Below are 18,242 nucleotides of genomic sequence, written 5' to 3' on the forward strand. Positions count from 1 at the left end.
CGGTGCAGGCCAAGACCCGCATGAACGTCTATTTCGACCCCGGCCTACTGAAGCAGGTCGAGGCGCTGGCGCTCCGGCGCAATGTCTCCAAATCCGCGGTGATCGAAGCAGCCGTCGCGTCCTTCCTCTCGGCCGACGCCTCCGAACGGCTCGAGGCCGTGTTCGCACGCCGCATGGACAAGCTCGGCCGCCAGATCGATGGGCTCGACGAGGATATCGCCATCCTGGGCGAGACCGTCTCGCTGTTCATCCGCTTTTGGCTCACTATCACGCCGCCATTGCCCGAAAGCGCGCAAGCCTCGGCGCGCGCGAAAGGAACGGAACGCTTCGAAGGCTTCATGCAATCGCTCGGTCGGCGATTGGCGACCGGCGACAGGTTCCTGAAAGAGCTTTCGCGCGATGTCGACTCGCTGCGCGACGGCGCAGACCATGCGCTCTTCAAGACAAACGGCGATCCAGGCTGAATATTCAACTCCGCCGATTGCCGCCTTTTCTTCGCCATGGCCGCACGCATCGAGATACTTGTTGAACCGACCCGATTTCCGGCTCTTTTAATCATCCCCGTCAGGGGACTGCATGCCGCGTCCCCGCCAGCACGGGGACAAGATGACGACCACGCACCAGCAATCCGAGGCGATCCAGCGGGGCGCGCGCATGCTGCGCACGGCGTTCGGACCTGCCATCGCTGGCTTCCTGGAAGACCCGTCCATTGTCGAAGTGATGCTGAATCCCGACGGGCGGCTCTGGATCGACCGTCTCTCCAGCGGGCTTGAGGATACCGGCCGTAAGCTGCCGGCAGCCGACGGCGAGCGCATCGTCCGCCTGGTCGCCCATCACGTCGGTGCCGAAGTCCATGCCGGCGCGCCGCGTGTCTCCGCCGAACTCCCCGAGACCGGGGAAAGGTTCGAGGGTCTTCTTCCGCCTGTGGTCGCGGCTCCAGCCTTCGCGATCCGCAAGCCCGCCGTCGCAGTGTTCACCCTCGACGACTATGTCGCAGCGGGCATCATGTCGACAGCGCAGGCCGAGACGTTACGCGAAGGCGTCGCTGCGCGCGCGAACATTCTGGTCGCCGGCGGTACGTCCACCGGCAAGACCACGCTGACCAACGCATTGCTCGCAGAGGTCGCGAAGACCGACGATCGCGTCGTCATCATCGAAGATACGCGCGAACTGCAATGCGCCGCGCCGAACCTCGTGGCGATGCGCACGAAAGACGGCGTCGCCTCTCTCTCCGATCTCGTTCGCTCTTCGCTGCGTCTTCGCCCCGATCGTATTCCGATCGGCGAGGTGCGCGGCGCCGAAGCCCTGGAACTGCTCAAGGCCTGGGGCACCGGCCATCCCGGCGGCGTCGGCACGATCCATGCCGGCAGCGCGATCGGTGCGCTGCGCCGAATGGAACAGCTCATCCAGGAGGCCGTCGTCACCGTCCCGCGCGCGCTGATCGCCGAGACGATCGACATCGTTGCCGTCCTCTCCGGCCGCGGCTCGGCGCGCCGGCTCTCCGAGCTCGCACGCGTCAAGGGCCTCGGCCTCGATGGCGATTACCGCGTCGCGCCGGCCGTCATCGAGGGCACCGGCGGCCCGACCTCGCTCACCCCAAGCCCTGAAGGAGAACGCCTGTGATCCAACGCCTGCGCTCAATGTGCCGGACTCAAGTCCGCCGCCGTCTCGCCATGACCGTGTCCGTCGCCACGCTGTCTGTGATGATGGCCGCGCCCGCCCATGCCTCCGGCTCGTCAATGCCGTGGGAGCAGCCGCTGCAACAGATCCTGCAGTCGATCGAAGGCCCGGTCGCCAAGATCATCGCGGTGATCATCATTATCGTCACCGGCCTGACGCTCGCCTTCGGCGACACATCAGGCGGCTTCCGCCGGCTGATCCAGATCGTCTTCGGCCTGTCGATCGCCTTCGCGGCGTCGAGCTTCTTCCTGTCGTTCTTCTCGTTCGGCGGCGGAGCGCTCGTCTGATGACGGGCGGTGTCGAACAGGGCGGCGATGTCCCAGGCTACACGGCTCCCGTTCACCGGGCGCTGACCGAGCCGATCCTGCTCGGCGGCGCGCCGCGCGCCATCGCCATCATGAACGGGACGCTCGCTGGCGCCGTTGGCCTCGGCCTTCGCCTCTGGTTGGTCGGCATCGCCATCTGGGCGATCGGCCATGTCGCGGCGGTGTGGGCCGCGAAGCGCGATCCGCTCTTCGTCGACGTGGTGCGCCGCCATCTGCGCGTCCCCGCGCACCTCTCGGTCTGACGGGGAGCGCGCCGATGATGAACCTCGCCGAATATCGTAACCGCAACAGCCGGCTCGCTGACTTCCTGCCCTGGGTCGCGCTGGTTGGCGCCGGCATCGTCCTCAACAAGGACGGCAGCTTTCAGCGCACCGCGCGGTTTCGCGGCCCCGACCTCGACAGCGCCGTCCCGGCCGAGCTGGTCGCCGTCGCCGGCCGCCTCAACAACGCCTTCCGTCGCCTCGGCTCCGGCTGGGCGATCTTCGTCGAAGCCCAACGCCACCCTTCGAACCTCTATCCCGACAGCCGCTTTCCCGACGCTGCCTCCGCGCTGGTCGATGCCGAGCGCAGGGCGGATTTCGAGGAGGCCGGCGCGCATTTCGAGTCGAGCTATTTCCTGACCTTCACCTATCTGCCGCCGGCGGAAGACGCCGCGCGCGCCGAATCCTGGCTCTATGAGGGACGGGAGAAGTCGGGCCTCGACCCCAACGAGGTGATCACCGGCTTTGCCGATCGCACCGATCGCATTCTGCGCTTGGTCGAAGCCTTCATGCCGGAATGCCGCTGGCTCGATGACGCGGAGACGCTCACCTATCTCCACGGCTGCGTCTCGACCAAACGGCACCGTGTCCGCGTGCCCGAGACGCCGATCTATCTCGACGCGCTTCTCGCCGACCAGCCGCTGACCGGCGGGCTCGAACCGCGCCTTGGCGCCTCGCATCTGCGCATCCTCACCGTCACAGGCTTTCCAACGGCGACGACGCCAGGCCTGCTCGACGAGCTGAACCGTCTCGCATTTCCGTATCGCTGGTCGACGCGCGCGATCCTGCTCGACAAGACCGACGCGACCAAGCTGCTGACCAAGATCCGGCGGCAATGGTTCGCCAAGCGCAAGTCGATCGCCGCGATCCTCAAGGAGGTGATGACCAACGAGGCATCCGTCCTCGTGGACACCGATGCCGCGAACAAGGCGGCTGATGCCGATCTCGCGCTCCAGGAACTCGGCGCTGACTATGCCGGCATGGCCTATATCACCGCGACGGTGACGGTGTGTGATGACGATCCGCGCATAGCCGACGAGAAGTTGCGGCTAGTCGAGAAGGTCATCCAGGGCCGCGACTTCACCGCGATGGCCGAGACCATCAACGCGGTGGACGCCTGGCTCGGATCACTGCCCGGCCACGTCTATGCGAACGTCCGCCAACCTCCGATCTCCACGCTCAATCTCGCCCACATGATCCCGCTGTCTGCGGTGTGGGCGGGCGAGGTGCGGGACGAGCATTTTGCAGCGCCCCCACTGCTCTTCGGCAAGACCGAAGGCTCGACCCCGTTCCGGCTTTCGCTTCATGTCGGCGACGTCGGCCACACGCTGATCGTCGGCCCGACCGGCGCAGGCAAGTCCGTGCTGCTGGCGCTGATGGCGCTCCAGTTCCGACGCTATGCCCGCGCCCAGGTCTTCGCCTTCGACTTCGGCGGCTCGATCCGGGCGGCGGCGCTCGGCATGGGCGGCGACTGGCACGATCTTGGTGGCGATCTCAGCGATGGCGCCGTCGACAGCGTCAGCCTTCAACCGCTCGCCCGCATTCACGACGTGCCCGAGCGCGCCTGGGCGGGTGACTGGATCGTGTCGATCCTGACTCGCGAGGGTGTCGCGATCACGCCCGAGGCGAAGGAGCACATCTGGACGGCGCTGACCTCGTTGGCGTCGGCGCCCATAGAGGAACGTACCATCACCGGCCTGGTCGTGCTGCTCCAGTCGAATGATCTCAAGCAGGCGCTCCGGCCCTATTGCGTCGGCGGTCCCTACGGCCGGTTGCTCGACGCCGAGCGCGAGCATCTCGGATCGGCCTTTGTTCAGGCGTTCGAGACCGAAGGGTTGATCGGCACCGACGCGGCGCCCGCGGTCCTTTCCTATCTCTTCCATCGCATCGAAGACCGGCTCGACGGCTCGCCGACCCTCCTCATCATCGATGAGGGCTGGCTGGCGCTGGACGATGACGGCTTCGCCGGCCAGCTCCGTGAGTGGCTGAAGACGCTGCGCAAGAAAAACGCCAGCGTCATCTTCGCCACGCAAAGCCTGTCGGACATCGACGGCTCGGCGATCGCGCCCGCCATCATCGAGAGCTGCCAGACCCGGCTTCTGCTGCCGAATGAGCGCGCGATCGAGCCGCAGATCACCGCGATCTACCGGCGCTTCGGCCTCAATGACCGCCAGATCGAGATCATCGCGCGGGCAATGCCGAAGCGCGACTATTACTGCCAGTCCCGTCGCGGCAATCGGCTGTTCGAACTCGGCTTGTCCGATGTGGCGCTCGCGCTCTGCGCCGCGTCGTCGAAGACCGACCAGGCGGCCATCGCCCGCATCGTCGCCGAACATGGACGCGACGGCTTCCTCGCCGCCTGGCTCGATCACCGTGAGGTCGGCTGGGCGGCTGACCTCATCCCCACGCTCATCAACAAGGAGACGTCCCAATGAAACTGCGCAATTCCCGCGCAGCGCGGTTCGCTGCCGCGCTGCTGATCGCTCCCGTCGCGCTCACGCCGATGCTGGCGACGCCAGCTCACGCGATCATCGTGTTCGATCCCTCGAACTATGCACAAAATGTGCTGACGGCAGCGCGATCGCTCCAGCAGATCACCAACCAGATCACCTCACTTCAGAACGAAGCGCAGATGCTGATCAACCAGGCGCGCAACCTTGCGAGCCTGCCGTACTCATCGCTCCAACAGCTTCAGCAGTCGGTTCAGCGGACGCAACAGCTCCTCCAGCAGGCCCAGAACATCGCCTATGACGTCCAGCAGATCGACCGGGCGTTCCAGCAGAAATACGGCAACGTCTCGATGTCGGCGACGGATCAGCAGCTCATCACCGATGCTCGCTCGCGCTGGCAGAACACGGTCGGCGGCCTGCAGGATGCCATGCGCGTGCAGGCCGGCGTCGTCGGCAACATCGACACCAACCGCGCCCAGATGTCGGCGCTGGTCGGCCAGAGCCAGGGCGCAACCGGCGCGCTTCAGGCGACGCAGGCCGGCAACCAGCTTCTCGCGCTTCAGGCCCAGCAGCTCGCCGATCTCACTGCCGTCGTCGCGGCCAACGGTCGGGCACAGGCATTGCAGTCGGCCGAGCAGGCCACCGCTGCCGAACAGGGTCGCGAGCAACGCCGACGCTTCCTGACGCCGGGCTCAGGCTACCAGCCCGGCAATGCGCGCATGTTCCCGAGCAGCGGCAACTGAGGCTGGCGTGATGGACGGCAAGACCCTCGCGCGCGTCGGCGCCATCGTCTTCGTCGCGGTCGCCATCACGGCGACCGCGATCGAGATGAACCGCAAGGACGTTTCGCCGGACGCCCTCGCGACGCAGGGCCGTCCCGTCGCCGCACAAGATCCTCTCGCCGCCGAATTGCTTCGCTGTTCCGAGATCGGCGAGGCTGGCACGAGCGATCCCGGCTGCCTGAAAGCATGGGCCGAGAACCGTCGCCGCTTCCTCGGGCAACCAGCCCAGACATCCTTACCGACACCGGTTGCGCCGACTACGTTGTTTCGGAGTGCGCCGGCGGATCTGGCTGATCCCGCCCGGCCGGAGATCCGCTGACATGGGCGGCACCGGCGTCATCGACCATTTCCTCGAGGTCTTCACACGCTACATCGACGGCGGATTCGGGCTGCTCGGCGGCGAGGTGGGCTTCATCGCCACCACGCTCATCGTCATCGACGTGACGCTCGCCGCGCTCTTCTGGTCGTGGGGCGCCGACGACGACATCATGGCGCGCCTCGTCAAGAAGACCCTCTTCGTCGGCGTCTTCGCCTACCTGATCTCCAACTGGAACAATCTCGCCCGTATCATCTTCGAGAGCTTCGCGGGTCTCGGCCTGAAAGCGTCGGGCACCGGCTTTGCCGTCAGCGATCTCATGCGCCCGGGCAAGGTGGCACAGACCGGCCTCGATGCCGGCCGCCCGCTGCTCGACTCCATCTCCAACCTGATGGGCTACTGGTCGTTCTTCGAGAACTTCATCCAGATCGCCTGCATGTTTTTCGCATGGGCGCTGGTGCTGCTGGCGTTCTTCATCCTCGCGATCCAGCTCTTTGTCACCCTGATCGAGTTCAAGCTGACGACGCTGGCCGGCTTCGTCCTCATTCCCTTCGGCCTGTTCGGCAAATCCGCCTTCATGGCCGAGCGCGTGCTGGGCAACGTCATCTCCTCCGGCATCAAGGTGCTGGTGCTCGCTGTCATCATCGGCATCGGATCGACGCTCTTTTCCGAATTTACCTCCGGGTTCGGAGGCAACACGCCATCAATCGACGACGCCATGGCGATCGTGCTCGCCGCGCTTTCGCTGCTCGGTCTCGGCATTTTCGGCCCCGGCATCGCCAACGGCCTGATTTCGGGTGGTCCGCAGCTCGGCGCCGGCGCGGCCATTGGCACTGGTCTTGCCGCCGGCGGCATGGTCGCCGCAGGTGCGGCCGCCGCCGGCGCAGTCGCCTCGGGTGGCGCTGCGCTAGCTGGCGGTGCTGCCGCCGCGGCTCGTGGAGGCGCAGCCCTCGCGGGCGGCGCCTCCACCGCCTACAGCCTCGGCGCGGCCGGACAATCGGGCGCATCGGGCGTCGCCTCTGGCCTGGGCAATGTTGCGAGCACCGGCGCGAGGGCGGCCGTCTCACCGTTGAAGCGCGCGGCCGGCCGCGCCGCCGACAGCCTGAAGCAGAGCTATCAGGCCGGTGGCCAGGCCGCGACGGAGATCGCCACGGGCGCACCCGGGGCAACGACGGCAACCGCTGCAGAGACCGCATCTCCGGGAGCCGCATCTTCCACCAGCGACGGCCCGCCAGCCTGGGCGAAGCGCATGAAACGCTCCCAGCAAATGTCCCACGGCGCCTCCGCGGCCGCCCACGCCGTGCGCAGCGGCGACAGCCATGGCGGCGGCTCCTCCGTCAACCTCTCCGAAAGCGACTGACAATGTTCAAACGACCATCCACCCACTACGGCAAATCCCCTCAGCCCGAGACGCCTTATCAGCGCGCCGCGCAGGTCTGGGACGACCGGATCGGCTCAGCCCGCGTCCAGGCTCGCAACTGGCGCTACATGGCCTTCGGCTCATTGGTACTCGCGGCCGGTCTTTCGGCGGCGCTGGTCTGGCAGTCCGCCAATGGCTCGATTGTGCCCTGGGTGGTGCAGGTCGATCGGCTCGGCCAGGCGCAGGCCGTCGCGCCGGCGACCGCCGACTATCAGCCGAACGATCCGCAGATCGCCTTCTATCTCGCGCGCTTCATCGAGCAGGTCCGCTCGATCCCGTCCGACGCCATCATCGTGCGGCAGAACTGGCTGCGCGCCTACGACTTCACGACCCAGGGCGGCGCGCTGGCGCTCAATGACTATGCGCGCGCCAACGACCCCTTCACCAAGGTCGGCAAGCAGCAAATCGCGATCGAGGTATCGTCGGTCATCCGCGCCTCGCCGTCGAGCTTCCGCATCGCTTGGATCGAGCGCCGCTATCAGGACGGCTCGCTGGCTTCCACCGAGCGCTGGTCCGCCATCCTCACCGTCGTTGTGCAGCCCCCGCGCGATGCCGACACGCTGCGGAAGAATCCCCTCGGAATCTACATCAACGCCATCAACTGGTCGAAGGAGCTTGGACAATGACACCAGCACTCCGCAAAGCCGCCCCCTGGAGTGCGGGGCGTCCGGCTTTCCTCAGCCGCGCCATGCCGGGTTTCCGTAAATCCGGCTTGCCGCTTCTCCTACTTTGCACATCGGCGCTCGCCGGCTGCGCCACCCATACGCCACCGCCCGAAATTTCCTATGACGATGCCGCGCCCGCCGTCATCGCCGCCGATCCGCCGAAACCCGTGCAGGTCGTAGAGTTGCCGAAACCGCTCCCGCTGCCCGGTCAGTTGAAGCCAGTCGGCAAGGACGGGAAGCCCGAGCCGGAGCCGGTCGATCCCGCCGCGCGCGTCAATCAGGCCAACGCCGCCGCACGCGTCCAACCCGTCCGCAACGGCTTCATCAACTCGATGCAGGTCTATCCCTTCGTCGATGGCGCGCTCTATCAGGTCTATGCCTCGCCGGGGCAGATCACCGACATCGCGCTTCAGCCCGGCGAGCAGCTCGTCGGCTCCGGTCCCGTCGCCGCCGGCGACACCGTGCGCTGGATCATCGGCGACACCGAGAGCGGCGTGGGCACCGCCAAGCAGATCCATATCCTCGTGAAGCCAACCCGCGCCGAGCTGATGACCAATCTCGTCATCAACACCGACAGGCGCACCTATCACATGGAGCTGCGCGCGACGCCCGCGACCTACATGGCGTCGGTGTCCTGGCAATATCCACAGGACCAGCTCATCGCGCTGCGCCGCCAGAACCAGCAGGCGGAGGCCGCGCAGCCGGTGTCGGGCGGCATTGATCTCGCCCGTGTCAATTTCCGCTACGAAGTGACAGGCGATCGTGCGCCATGGCGACCGCTACGCGCCTTCGATGACGGTCGCCAAGTGTTCATCGAATTTCCGCGCGGCATCGGTCAGGGCGAGATGCCACCGCTGTTCGTTGTCGGGCCGGAGGGCGACACATCCGAACTGGTGAACTACCGGGTACGCGGAAACTACATGATCGTCGACCGGCTGTTCGCCGCCGCCGAGCTGCGGTTCGGTGCGGGCAAAGACCAGAAGCGCGTCCGCATCTCCCGCACCGACGGGAGGCCGGCATCGTGAGCGACGAACGCGATCCCGAAAAGGAAGAAGGTCGGGCGCCGGGTTCGACGCCCCAGCCTCAGCCGGCCGACGATGATGACACCCGGCCGCTCACCGGCGAGCCGGCTGTGACGATGCGCCTGCGCGCCGAGCCGCCGCGTGTGACCCGCCTGTCCCGCAAGGTGCTGGCCGGTCTCGGTCTCGCTGCCAGCCTCGGTGTTGGCGGCGCGCTGATCTATGCGCTTCAGACCCGTCACCAGGGCCAGGGACAGGAACTGTATTCGACCGACAATCGCTCGACCCCGGACGGGCTCGCTGGCTTGCCGAAGGATTATTCCGGCGTCCCAAAGCTCGGCCCGCCGCTCCCCGGCGATCTCGGCCGCCCGATCCTGAATGCGCAGAATGGCGCTACAGTCCCGCCGATCAGCGCGCCAGCATCAGGCCCGGTGGGACCGACCCCCGAGGAGCAGCGCCGGGCGCAGGAGCTGGAGGCGGCGCGGACCGCACGGTTGTTCGCCTCGACCGAGACTCGGCCCGCCAGTGCTGGGGCCTTGGCACAGCCCACCGCGACCGCCACGCCGCCGGCCGATCTCGCCAGCCTCGGCCTCGCGCCGCAGCCAGCGACGCCATCCGCGCAGGATCGCCAGCTCGCCTTCCTCAACCAGGCGCCCGACAAGCGCACTGTCGCGCCGGATCGGGTGGCCGCGCCGGCGTCGAAGAACGTCCTGCAGGCCGGCGCCGTCATCGCCGCCGCGCTCATCACCGGCATCCGCTCCGATCTTCCCGGCCAGATCACCGCGCAGGTGACGGAAAACGTCTATGACAGTCCGACGGGCAAGATATTGCTTGTGCCCCAGGGCACGCGCGTCATCGGTCAATATGACAGCGGCGTCGGCTTCGGTCAGCGGCGCATACTCCTCGTCTGGAACCGGCTGATCTTCCCCAATGGCCGCTCCATCGTTCTGGAGCGTCAGCCTGGCGCCGACGGCGAGGGATACGCCGGCCTCGAGGATGGTGTCGATTATCATTGGGGCGAACTGTTCAAGGCCGCCGCGCTCTCCACCATCTTGAGCGTCGGCGCGCAGGCCGGTTCATCGGGCCAGGAGAGCGACATCGTTCGCGCTCTACGACGCGGGGCTTCGGACAGCATCAACCAGACGGGTCAGCAGATCGTTCAGCGCCAGCTCAACATCGCGCCGACCCTGACCATCCGGCCGGGCTTCCCGGTCCGCGTCATCGTCACGCGCGATCTCGTTCTCGAATCCTACGGAGGCTGACATGGCAAAATTGAAGCTTGGGCCGATCGTGGATGAGAAACCTGTAAAGGCGGCGGTGGAACTGCCTGCTTCTCTTCATCGGGATCTCACGGCCTATGCGGAAGCACTCGCCCGTGAGACTGGCCAGCCTGTCACAGACCCCATGAAGCTGATCGTGCCGATGCTGGAGCGATTCATCACGTCCGACCGGGGATTTGCAAAGGCGCGCCGCGCTTCGCGCTAGATCGTGGCCCGACTCCGGGCGAGATCCAGTAGGCCGCGAAGCGCTTTGCTGGAATTGTGCGGCGACCAAATGGCGCTGAACCTTAGCGGCTCCGGTTCGTCGCGCAGCGGCAAGAAAGTGACGCCAGGAAAGGCGGCTTGCGCTGTTGCTTCGCTGCAAAGGGTTATTCCGTAATCGCCCGCCACCATCGAGAGGAGCAAGCAGCGGTCGACGTTGCAGCGTTGCACGCGCGGTTGCAGGCCACGTTCTTCAAAGCGGCGCAAGACATGATCATGCACCTGTGGTCCGGTTCCGTTGTAGCGCACCAGAAATAAATCATCCTTCAGGTCGCACCAATGCAGCGCGTCGCCGCTGGCGCGGAGATCGCGTGTCGACACCGCGATGAACAGGGGTTCCGTCCAAAGCGCCCGGCAGTGGCAATCCGGGACGTCGGTGATCGCAGCGACGAATGCAACGTCCAGGCTGCCTTCGCGCACCCGCAGGATCGCGTCCTTGGCACGTCCGTCGAATAGCTCCAGTTCAACGCCCGGCCACTGCTGACGGTAACAATGGAGAAGATCGGCCAGGAATCCGGCGGCGATCGTCGTCGGCACGGCGAGCCGCACGCGGCCGAGTTCGCCGGTGCCAATCATCCCGGCTGTCTTCACCGCATAGGCAAGCTGGTCTATTCCATCGGCGACCTGCGCCAGAAAGAAGCGTCCAGCTTCGGTCGGCTGGACGCCACGATGCCGTCGCTCGAACAGACGGACGCCGAGCGTCTCTTCCAATGCACGGATGCGCTCGCTCACCGACGACTGGCTGACGCCGAGCGCGGTGGCCGCATGCCGGAAGTTCAAATGCTCGCCGACGGCGACAGCCTGGATCAACGAGGCGAGCGGGATGCGTGTGCCCAGAAGGCGGCACTGCCGGCAGTGCAGGGCGTCGGCTTCCTCCGACCACTTGCAGGGGCGACGCCTCACCATCGTGCTCCCAATGCGGCAGTGCGGTCACAATGGCGTCGGCATCGTTGGCGCCGCGGGCAAGGTTCGGTCCGTCCCAGCGCCCGTCGAGCAGGCAGGGCAGCACCAGCCGTCGCGTCGCCAGCGGCGGACATCCGACGATGCCGGCGGCCGTGGACGGCCTGCGCTGCGTCATCAGCACCTCTTGTCGGACTCACACCGGCGGCTACGGTCACCGAGCAACGGATAAAATCGATGGCGTGATCTCCGTCAGAACCGGTAGCGCAGGCTGGCGCCGAGCTAACGAGCAAGGCAAGCGCGCGGTGCAGGGACGGTTCGATGAGACGGTCCTGCAGTCTGGAACGATCGGTTGCGATCATGGAAGACCGATATTGTCTTCACTGTTCTCAGTCCGCTCTTTAGCGATCGGCCGCTCCAGTCTTTGTTCAGCCCCGTCTTCACCAGCATGCACGCTCCAAAGAATCAAATCCGCGAAAATCACAAACGAAAATCGCGAGTTTAGGACTGCATGTCTCTCCTCGAAAACGAGGAGAGATGACAAAAATCTTGCACGTTAATTGCAGTTTGGCGCGACAATGGCCTTGAAACTCAACGCAGCATTCTTCAGAAACTCGATGAGTTCCGTGTCTGGCGTAGAAATGGGTTGTTCTTTGGATTCTTGCTTCGCGCGATATTGCCATGATGAACCGATCGCGCGTCCGTCGTCATAAAGGCCGTCCCCAGCATCCCGTTCCCGGCACGCTGCCTGACGATCTCTATGACTATTACAGTGATGCGCCGGCGGCGCATCGCGACTCGCCGACCAGAAACACGACCAGAACCTGGCGCGTCGACGACGACTGGCCCGAGCGTGTGCCGGTCACAGAGGTCGAGGTTGACATCTTCGAGCGCTACTTCGGCGATGTGCTCGACCGACTGTTCGGCCCCATCGAGAACACGTCCCCGAACGCGGACTTGCCACCATTAACATCTGATGTTAACGATAGGTCGTGAGCGAGGATCACGACCCGACCCTCGACACGCTCTTCGAGCCGCCTTCGGGCAGGCGGTGGATGTGGTGTTGAAGGAGCGAGACATTTTATGAAGACGCTGCAGGTCGGAATCGCCGACTATGAAGAAATAAAGGCTCGCACCATGCGGATCGCACGCGGCGACGAAAAGCCCGCGCCGGACGATCCGAAGGTGTGGTTCACCTCCACCGAATCCTTCGCGCAAATTCTCTCCAGCGGAAACCGCGAGTTGCTGCGCGTTATCGACGAACAATCGCCCGGATCGCTGGAGGATCTGTCAAGAATTACTGGGCGAGCCAAGTCCAGTCTGTCTCGAACACTCAAAACGATGGCGAACTATGGCCTTGTCCGAATGGACCCCGGCGAAGGTCAGAAAGTTGTGCCCACGGTGCTGTATGACCGCGTGACCCTGGAGTTGCCGTTGATCGAGCGCCGCAAAATGAAGGGAGGCAGGCGATGAATATGCACAGTCCCGATGTCGCCCAGCGCGCCGCCCTCTACCTGCGCGTCTCCACCACGCGGCAGGCCGAACACGACGTATCGATCCCCGATCAGCGCAAACAGGGCGAAGCCTATTGCGCATCGCGCGGCTATCGGCTCATCGAAACCTTCGTGGAAGCCGGCGCCTCCGCCACCAACGACCGCCGCCCCGAATTCCAGCGTATGATCGAAGCGGGCACATCGAAGCCCGCACCCTTCGATGTCGTCGTGGTGCATTCCTTCAGCCGTTTCTTCCGCGACCACTTCGAGCTTGAGTTCTACGTCCGCAAGCTGGCGAAGAATGGCGTCAAGCTCGTCTCCATCACGCAGGAGATGGGCGACGATCCCATGCACGTCATGATGCGCCAGATCATGGCGCTGTTCGACGAGTATCAGTCCAAGGAGAACGCCAAGCACGTCCTGCGCGCCATGAACGAGAATGCGCGGCAAGGCTTCTGGAATGGCGCGCTGCCGCCGATCGGCTATCGCATCATCGCAGCCGAGCAGCGCGGATCGAAGACCAAGAAGAAACTGGAGATCGACCCGCTGCACGCCGATACAGTGCGGCTGATCTATCGGCTGTTCCTCGAAGGCGATGGCAATTCCGGTCCGTTGGGCGTCAAAGCCATCACCTGCCATCTCAACGAGCGGCGCATCTTCACCCGCGACGGTGGACGCTGGGGCCTCGCACAAATCCACTCGATCCTGACCCGCACGACCTATATCGGTGAGCACCGATTCAACACCCGCTCGCATAAGAACCGCGAGAAAAAGCCCGAGAGCGAGGTCGCAGTCATGGCGGTGCCGCCGCTGATCGACCGCGAGACCTTCGATGCGGTTCAGGCGAAGCTGAAATCCCGCAACCCCATGCTGGTGCCGGCTCGCGTCACGAGCGGTCCCACCCTCCTTACCGGTATCTGCTTCTGCGCCAAATGCGAGGGCGCAATGACGCTGCGCACCGGCAAGGGCAGCGCGGGCGGCATGTATCGCTACTACACCTGCTCAACCAAGGCGCGTCAGGGCAAGACTGGCTGCGAGGGACGATCGATCCCGATGGACAAACTTGACGATCTGATCGCGAGCCACCTGGAAGAACGGCTGCTCCAGCCGGAACGTCTGGAAACTATCCTCTTCAGCCTCCTCGACCGCCGACAGGAACGCGCCGAGCGCCGCCGTGAACACCTCGCTGAACTCAACCGGCGAATCACCGAGACCGACCAGCGGCTCAACCGGCTCTATGACGCCATCGAATCCGGCGTAGCCGCTCTGGACGATTCAGCGCTGAAAGAGCGCATCGCCGGCCTCAAGGCGCTTCGGGATCAGGCCACGGCCGACGCCGAACGCATTCAGGCAACGCTCGACAGCGCAGGCAATCAGGCGATCACCCCGGACATGATCGAGACCTTCTCCAGCGCCGCCCGCGCCGGGCTGCGCCTCGAAGGCGGCGGTTATCGGCGGGATCATCTGCGCGCCTTCGCGCAGCGCGTTGAGGTCGCAGACACCGAGGTTCGCATCACGGGATCGAAGTCGGAGCTGCTGAGAACCCTCGTTGCCGCTTCGAGCGTAAAATCGGCGGCTTTTGGCGTTCGCAGTTCTGTACTGAAATGGCGCGCCCGACACGATTCGAACGTGTGACCTTTGCCTTCGGAGGGCAACGCTCTATCCAGCTGAGCTACGGGCGCTAACCGTGCAGGCTGGATAGCTGATTGGCGCCCGCTCGGCAATGCGGGAATTTGCGATGATGCGCTTCACGCTGCAGGATCGGTCCCGAACCAGGCTCCCACATATCGGGCGACAGAACGGGCGGCCCGCCGATTTGGAGAGCGGAGTGGACGGCTTCGAGGTCGAGGAGCCTTCACCCAGGACGGGCACCTCCTGGTGCTCTCGCGGGGCTTCGCTTCGGCGGGCGATCCGCTGGACATCCTGCATATCGCATGTGGCCGGCAGCGCGGCAGCCGTCAGTTGCCGCGGGTTGAAGACCTGCTTTGCCTCGAACGCACCGATCAGGATCTGGCCTGCGCTGGCCGCGAGGTGATCCGGCTGGCGGCGCGTCTCGACCATGTCGAGCTCGCGCTGAGCGAGGACGATGCGCGGCTGCTGCAGCTGCCGCGTCTCGTCCAGTTCCGCTTCGGTCGCCGTCCCGAGCTGCTTCCGATCGCGCTGGCGCAGCTGAACGCGATGGCAGCCGCAGGACAGGATTGCATCGTCATCGACGGGCCGGCGTGACCGCCCGTCAGCGCGCCGGCCCGCCTCAGGCCTGCTCCCCTTTCGGCCGCGTCGAGGGCCGCAGCCGCTCGCGCAGGCCCTGGAAGACGACATAGAGCGCCGGGATCACGAAGATTCCGATGAAGGATGCTGCGAGCATGCCGCCGAAGACCGGCGTGCCGACATCGCGCCTGGCGAGCTTCGACGGCCCCTCCGCGATCACCAGCGGCAGCAGGCCGAGGATGAAGGCGAAGGAGGTCATCATCACCGGGCGAAAGCGCAGGCGCGCGCCCTCGGTCGCGGCGTGCAGCAGCGGATGGCCCTTCTCGCGCAGCTCCTTGGCGAACTCGACGATCAGGATGCCGTTCTTGGCGGCGAGGCCGATCAGCACGACGATGCCGATCTGGGCGTAGAGGTCGAGCGTCAGCTTGGCGAGCACGATGGCGACGAAGGCGCCGAGCACGCCGACCGCCACCGAGAGCAGCACCGGCACGGGAATGGTCCAGCTCTCATAGAGCGCGACCAGGAAGAGATAGGCGAAGAGCAATGCGAAGGCGAGGATGATCGCCGTCTGCCCTTCGGCCCGCTTCTCCTGGAAGGAGACGTCGGTCCATTCCCCGCGATAGCCGGTCGACAGCGTCTTGGCCGCCACCGCTTCCATCGCCTTCAGCGCCTGGCCCGAGGAGACGCCCGGGGCGGGCGAGCCCTGGAGCGTCACCGCCAGGCGATTGTTGTAGCGGATGAGCGCCTGCGGGCCGACCTCGACCCGCGCTTCCACGAATGAGCGCAGCGGAACCATCTCGCCGGACTTGTTGCGGACGTTGATGCGATAGATGTCGTTGACCGAGGCGCGATCAGCGCCTTCGGCCTGGACCTGGACCTGCCAGGTGCGGCCGAACAGGTTCATGTCGTTGACGTAGTAGCCGCCGAGCGAGGCCTGCAGGGCCTGGAACACGTCGCTCAGCGCGACACCGAGGATCTGGACCTTGTCGCGGTCGATGTCGAGATAGATCGACGGTGCCGAATCCGAGAAGGTCGAGAACACCCGCCGCAGTTGCGGGTCCTGGTTGGCGGCGACGGTGAGCCCGCGCAGGGCTCTGCCCAGCGCCTTCGGATCCGAGGAGCCCATGTCCATCAGCACGTAGCTGAAGCCGCCGCCGGTACCGAGGCCGATGATCGGTGGGGGCGCGACCGGGACGACATTGCCGTCGCGCACGCTGCGGAATTTCTGGGCGAGGCGGGCGATGACCGCCGGGGCCGTGTCCTCCGGGCTGGTGCGCTGGTCGAACGGCTTCAGCGTCACCACGAAGAAGCCGGCATTGGGCTGGGAATAATTGTCGATGAAGTTGAGGCCGATGACAGTGGAATAGTCCGCGATCGCCTTCTCGGTCTTCAGGATGCCCTCGACCTCGGCGGCGAGCGCCGAGGTCCGGCCGATCGAGGCGCCGTCGGGCAATTGCGCGACGACGAAGAAGGCGCCCTGATCGTCCTCGGGCAGGAAGCCGGTCGGCGTGATCCGTCCCATGGCGTAGATGCCGGCGCCAAAGGCCGCGGTCAGGGCAAGGCTGATGGCCGAGATGCGCACAAGGCGCGCCACGCCGTCGCCATATCGGTCGCGCGTCCAGTCGATGCCGCGCATGATGTGGCCGATCGGCCCGCGCCGCGGCCCGTGATGCGGCTTCAGCAGGATGGCGCAGAGTGCCGGCGACAGGGTCAGCGCGTTGATCGCCGACAGCACCATCGCGACCGCGACGGTGACGGCGAACTGGCGGAAGAGCTCGCCGGAAATGCCGGGGATGAAGGCGACCGGCACGAAGACCGAGAGCAGCACCAGCGTGATCGCGATGATCGGGGCGACGATCTCGCCCATGGCGCGCTTGGTCGCCTCGGCCGGTGTCAGCTCGGGATGCTCCTCCATCACGCGCTCGACATTCTCGATCACGACGATCGCGTCGTCGACGACGATGCCGATGGCGAGCACCACCGCGAGCAGCGAGACGGTGTTGGCGGAATAGCCGATGGCGTTGAGGACGATGAAGGCGCCGACCAGGCTGACCGGCACGGCGACGGTCGGGATCAGCGTCGCCCTGAGATTGCCGAGGAAGATGTAGACGACGAGCACGACGAGGACGAAGGCCTCGATCAGCGTCTTCTGCACCTCGTGAATCGTCGCCGTGACGAAGGCGGTCGGGTCATAGGTGACCTTCCAGGCGAGCCCGTCGGGGAAGGATTTTTCGAGGTCGCCGATGGTCTTCTTGACCGAATCGAGGGCGGTGAGGGCGTTGGCGCCCGGCGCCTGGTAGACGCCGATCAGCACGGCCGGGCCGCCGTTGAGGCGGGTGTCGCGGTCGAGATTGGCGGCGCCGAGCTCGAGGCGAGCCACGTCCGAGAGCCGCAGCACGGAGCCGTCGGCATTGGTGCGCAGCACGATCTTGCCGAACTCCTCGGGCGAGGTCAGGCGGCCCTTGGTCTGGATGTTGAGCTGGAGCTGCTGGTCGTCGGAGATCGGGCGCGCGCCGATGCGGCCGACCGCCGCCTGCGCGTTCTGGCCCTGGATGGCGGCGATGATGTCGCCGGTTGTCAGGTTGAGGCCGGTCAGGCTGTCGGTGCGGATCCAGGCGCGGATCGCGTAGTCCTGCGCGCCGAACAGCATGGCATCGCCGACGCCGGCCGTCGACTTGATCGCGTCCAGCAGGTTGATGGTGACGTAGTTCGAGACGAACAACGTGTCGTAATTGCCCTTCGGCGCATAGACGGCGATGACGCCGAGCAGCGCCGAGGACTGCTTCTTGACCGTGACGCCGCTGCGCTGGACTTCCTGCGGCAGCTTCGAGAGGGCTAGCTGGACGCGGTTGTTGACGTTGACGTTGTTGATGTCGGCATTGGTGCCGAGCTCGAACGAGACCTGCAGCGAATAGCTGCCGTCATTGCCGCTGACGCTCTTCATGTAGAGCATCTTGTCGGTGCCGACGATCTGCGCCTCGATCGGCTGCGCCACGGTCTGCTCGACCACGGCGGCCGAGGCGCCGGGGTAGACGGCCCGCACCGAGATCTGCGGCGGCACGATGTCGGGATACTGCGCGACGGGAATCGCGAACAGCGAGATCAGGCCGGCGATCGTGGTGACGAGCGCGATGACGATCGCCAGCCGGGGCCGGTCGACGAAGACGGAGCTCAGCATCGGT

At 65.7% G+C, this 18,242-nt stretch carries 18 protein-coding genes and 1 tRNA gene; 16 read left to right on the top strand and 3 right to left on the bottom strand.

All coding sequences use genetic code 11. The features are described 5' to 3' along the window. Positions 1-2 precede the first annotated feature (2 nt). From ACFPOB_RS14815 to ACFPOB_RS14870, 12 genes are all read left to right on the top strand, one after another. Positions 3-464 (top strand): ribbon-helix-helix domain-containing protein, encoded by a 462-nt coding sequence (locus tag ACFPOB_RS14815; protein WP_024925074.1) that lies wholly within the window; start codon positions 3-5, stop codon positions 462-464. 142 nt (positions 465-606) lie between these two features. Beyond that, a complete protein-coding gene (gene trbB, locus ACFPOB_RS14820; RefSeq protein ID WP_024925075.1) occupies positions 607-1,623 on the top strand; it encodes a P-type conjugative transfer ATPase TrbB in 1,017 nt (338 codons plus the stop codon). Positions 1,624-1,673: 50 nt separating this feature from the next. Next, positions 1,674-1,967: a TrbC/VirB2 family type IV secretion system protein gene (locus ACFPOB_RS14825; protein ID WP_377799202.1), complete on the top strand. Its 294-nt coding sequence runs from the start codon at positions 1,674-1,676 to the stop codon at positions 1,965-1,967. Next, positions 1,967-2,248, top strand: coding sequence for a VirB3 family type IV secretion system protein (locus ACFPOB_RS14830; RefSeq protein WP_024925077.1), 282 nt, complete (start codon positions 1,967-1,969; stop codon positions 2,246-2,248). The genes ACFPOB_RS14825 and ACFPOB_RS14830 overlap by 1 nt, the downstream gene beginning before the upstream one ends. A 14-nt stretch (positions 2,249-2,262) precedes the next feature. After that, positions 2,263-4,701: a conjugal transfer protein TrbE gene (trbE, locus tag ACFPOB_RS14835; RefSeq protein ID WP_024925078.1), complete on the top strand. Its 2,439-nt coding sequence runs from the start codon at positions 2,263-2,265 to the stop codon at positions 4,699-4,701. Next, on the top strand, positions 4,698-5,459 hold the full coding sequence (gene trbJ / locus ACFPOB_RS14840) for a P-type conjugative transfer protein TrbJ (protein WP_024925079.1): 762 nt from the start codon (positions 4,698-4,700) through the stop codon (positions 5,457-5,459). Before trbE ends, trbJ begins: the two co-directional genes overlap by 4 nt. Positions 5,460-5,469: 10 nt before the next feature. Then, positions 5,470-5,817 (top strand): putative entry exclusion protein TrbK-alt, encoded by a 348-nt coding sequence (gene trbK-alt, locus ACFPOB_RS14845; RefSeq protein WP_024925080.1) that lies wholly within the window; start codon positions 5,470-5,472, stop codon positions 5,815-5,817. Between the two features lies 1 nt (position 5,818). Then, positions 5,819-7,174 (top strand): P-type conjugative transfer protein TrbL, encoded by a 1,356-nt coding sequence (gene trbL / locus ACFPOB_RS14850; RefSeq protein ID WP_024925081.1) that lies wholly within the window; start codon positions 5,819-5,821, stop codon positions 7,172-7,174. A gap of 2 nt (positions 7,175-7,176) precedes the next feature. Beyond that, positions 7,177-7,860 carry a conjugal transfer protein TrbF gene (gene trbF / locus ACFPOB_RS14855; protein ID WP_024925082.1) on the top strand — a complete coding sequence of 228 codons (684 nt, stop codon included), beginning with the start codon at positions 7,177-7,179 and terminating at the stop codon, positions 7,858-7,860. Continuing rightward, on the top strand, positions 7,857-8,924 hold the full coding sequence (trbG, locus tag ACFPOB_RS14860; protein WP_024925083.1) for a P-type conjugative transfer protein TrbG: 1,068 nt from the start codon (positions 7,857-7,859) through the stop codon (positions 8,922-8,924). Before trbF ends, trbG begins: the two co-directional genes overlap by 4 nt. Continuing rightward, positions 8,921-10,180, top strand: coding sequence for a TraB/TrbI/VirB10 family type IV secretion system protein (locus ACFPOB_RS14865; protein WP_137900807.1), 1,260 nt, complete (start codon positions 8,921-8,923; stop codon positions 10,178-10,180). The genes trbG and ACFPOB_RS14865 overlap by 4 nt, the downstream gene beginning before the upstream one ends. A gap of 1 nt (position 10,181) precedes the next feature. After that, complete coding sequence (locus ACFPOB_RS14870; RefSeq protein ID WP_024925085.1) at positions 10,182-10,403, top strand: DUF2274 domain-containing protein; 222 nt, start codon at positions 10,182-10,184, stop codon at positions 10,401-10,403. Here ACFPOB_RS14870 and ACFPOB_RS14875 read toward each other — a convergent pair. Beyond that, positions 10,400-11,365 carry a LysR family transcriptional regulator gene (locus ACFPOB_RS14875; RefSeq protein ID WP_024925086.1) on the bottom strand — a complete coding sequence of 322 codons (966 nt, stop codon included), beginning with the start codon at positions 11,363-11,365 and terminating at the stop codon, positions 10,400-10,402. The genes ACFPOB_RS14870 and ACFPOB_RS14875 overlap by 4 nt on opposite strands. A gap of 675 nt (positions 11,366-12,040) precedes the next feature. On the opposite strand from ACFPOB_RS14875, the gene ACFPOB_RS14880 reads away from it, so the two are divergent. From ACFPOB_RS14880 to ACFPOB_RS14890, 3 genes are all read left to right on the top strand, one after another. After that, on the top strand, positions 12,041-12,355 hold the full coding sequence (locus ACFPOB_RS14880) for a hypothetical protein (RefSeq protein ID WP_051504830.1): 315 nt from the start codon (positions 12,041-12,043) through the stop codon (positions 12,353-12,355). A gap of 87 nt (positions 12,356-12,442) precedes the next feature. Then, a complete protein-coding gene (locus ACFPOB_RS14885; RefSeq protein ID WP_024925088.1) occupies positions 12,443-12,832 on the top strand; it encodes an HVO_A0114 family putative DNA-binding protein in 390 nt (129 codons plus the stop codon). After that, a complete protein-coding gene (locus ACFPOB_RS14890) occupies positions 12,829-14,487 on the top strand; it encodes a recombinase family protein (RefSeq protein WP_377799203.1) in 1,659 nt (552 codons plus the stop codon). The genes ACFPOB_RS14885 and ACFPOB_RS14890 overlap by 4 nt, the downstream gene beginning before the upstream one ends. On the opposite strand, the gene ACFPOB_RS14895 is transcribed toward ACFPOB_RS14890, so the two are convergent. Continuing rightward, positions 14,458-14,534, bottom strand: a tRNA-Arg gene (locus tag ACFPOB_RS14895). The genes ACFPOB_RS14890 and ACFPOB_RS14895 overlap by 30 nt on opposite strands. Positions 14,535-14,730: 196 nt before the next feature. Here ACFPOB_RS14895 and ACFPOB_RS14900 point away from each other — a divergent pair. Further along, positions 14,731-15,078: a hypothetical protein gene (locus tag ACFPOB_RS14900; RefSeq protein WP_377799204.1), complete on the top strand. Its 348-nt coding sequence runs from the start codon at positions 14,731-14,733 to the stop codon at positions 15,076-15,078. Positions 15,079-15,103: 25 nt separating this feature from the next. On the opposite strand, the gene ACFPOB_RS14905 is transcribed toward ACFPOB_RS14900, so the two are convergent. Then, positions 15,104-18,238 carry an efflux RND transporter permease subunit gene (locus ACFPOB_RS14905; RefSeq protein ID WP_377799205.1) on the bottom strand — a complete coding sequence of 1,045 codons (3,135 nt, stop codon included), beginning with the start codon at positions 18,236-18,238 and terminating at the stop codon, positions 15,104-15,106. Positions 18,239-18,242: the final 4 nt, after the last annotated feature.

Origin of the sequence: Allobosea eneae (assembly GCF_042657265.1) — a bacterium.
GTDB lineage: Bacteria > Pseudomonadota > Alphaproteobacteria > Rhizobiales > Beijerinckiaceae > Allobosea > Allobosea eneae.

Bases quoted from the DNA above. Each gene is read 5' to 3' on its own strand.
- ACFPOB_RS14830 (WP_024925077.1), top strand. From the start codon at position 1,967: ATGACGGGCGGTGTCGAACAGGGCGGCGATGTCCCAGGCTACACGGCT.
- trbJ (WP_024925079.1), top strand. From the start codon at position 4,698: ATGAAACTGCGCAATTCCCGCGCAGCGCGGTTCGCTGCCGCGCTGCTG.
- ACFPOB_RS14880 (WP_051504830.1), top strand. From the start codon at position 12,041: ATGATGAACCGATCGCGCGTCCGTCGTCATAAAGGCCGTCCCCAGCAT.
- trbE (WP_024925078.1), top strand. From the start codon at position 2,263: ATGATGAACCTCGCCGAATATCGTAACCGCAACAGCCGGCTCGCTGAC.
- ACFPOB_RS14870 (WP_024925085.1), top strand. From the start codon at position 10,182: ATGGCAAAATTGAAGCTTGGGCCGATCGTGGATGAGAAACCTGTAAAG.
- trbG (WP_024925083.1), top strand. From the start codon at position 7,857: ATGACACCAGCACTCCGCAAAGCCGCCCCCTGGAGTGCGGGGCGTCCG.
- ACFPOB_RS14825 (WP_377799202.1), top strand. From the start codon at position 1,674: ATGACCGTGTCCGTCGCCACGCTGTCTGTGATGATGGCCGCGCCCGCC.
- trbB (WP_024925075.1), top strand. From the start codon at position 607: ATGACGACCACGCACCAGCAATCCGAGGCGATCCAGCGGGGCGCGCGC.
- trbK-alt (WP_024925080.1), top strand. From the start codon at position 5,470: ATGGACGGCAAGACCCTCGCGCGCGTCGGCGCCATCGTCTTCGTCGCG.
- ACFPOB_RS14885 (WP_024925088.1), top strand. From the start codon at position 12,443: ATGAAGACGCTGCAGGTCGGAATCGCCGACTATGAAGAAATAAAGGCT.
- ACFPOB_RS14905 (WP_377799205.1), bottom strand. From the start codon at position 18,238: ATGCTGAGCTCCGTCTTCGTCGACCGGCCCCGGCTGGCGATCGTCATC.
- trbF (WP_024925082.1), top strand. From the start codon at position 7,177: ATGTTCAAACGACCATCCACCCACTACGGCAAATCCCCTCAGCCCGAG.
- ACFPOB_RS14890 (WP_377799203.1), top strand. From the start codon at position 12,829: ATGAATATGCACAGTCCCGATGTCGCCCAGCGCGCCGCCCTCTACCTG.
- trbL (WP_024925081.1), top strand. From the start codon at position 5,819: ATGGGCGGCACCGGCGTCATCGACCATTTCCTCGAGGTCTTCACACGC.
- ACFPOB_RS14875 (WP_024925086.1), bottom strand. From the start codon at position 11,365: ATGGTGAGGCGTCGCCCCTGCAAGTGGTCGGAGGAAGCCGACGCCCTG.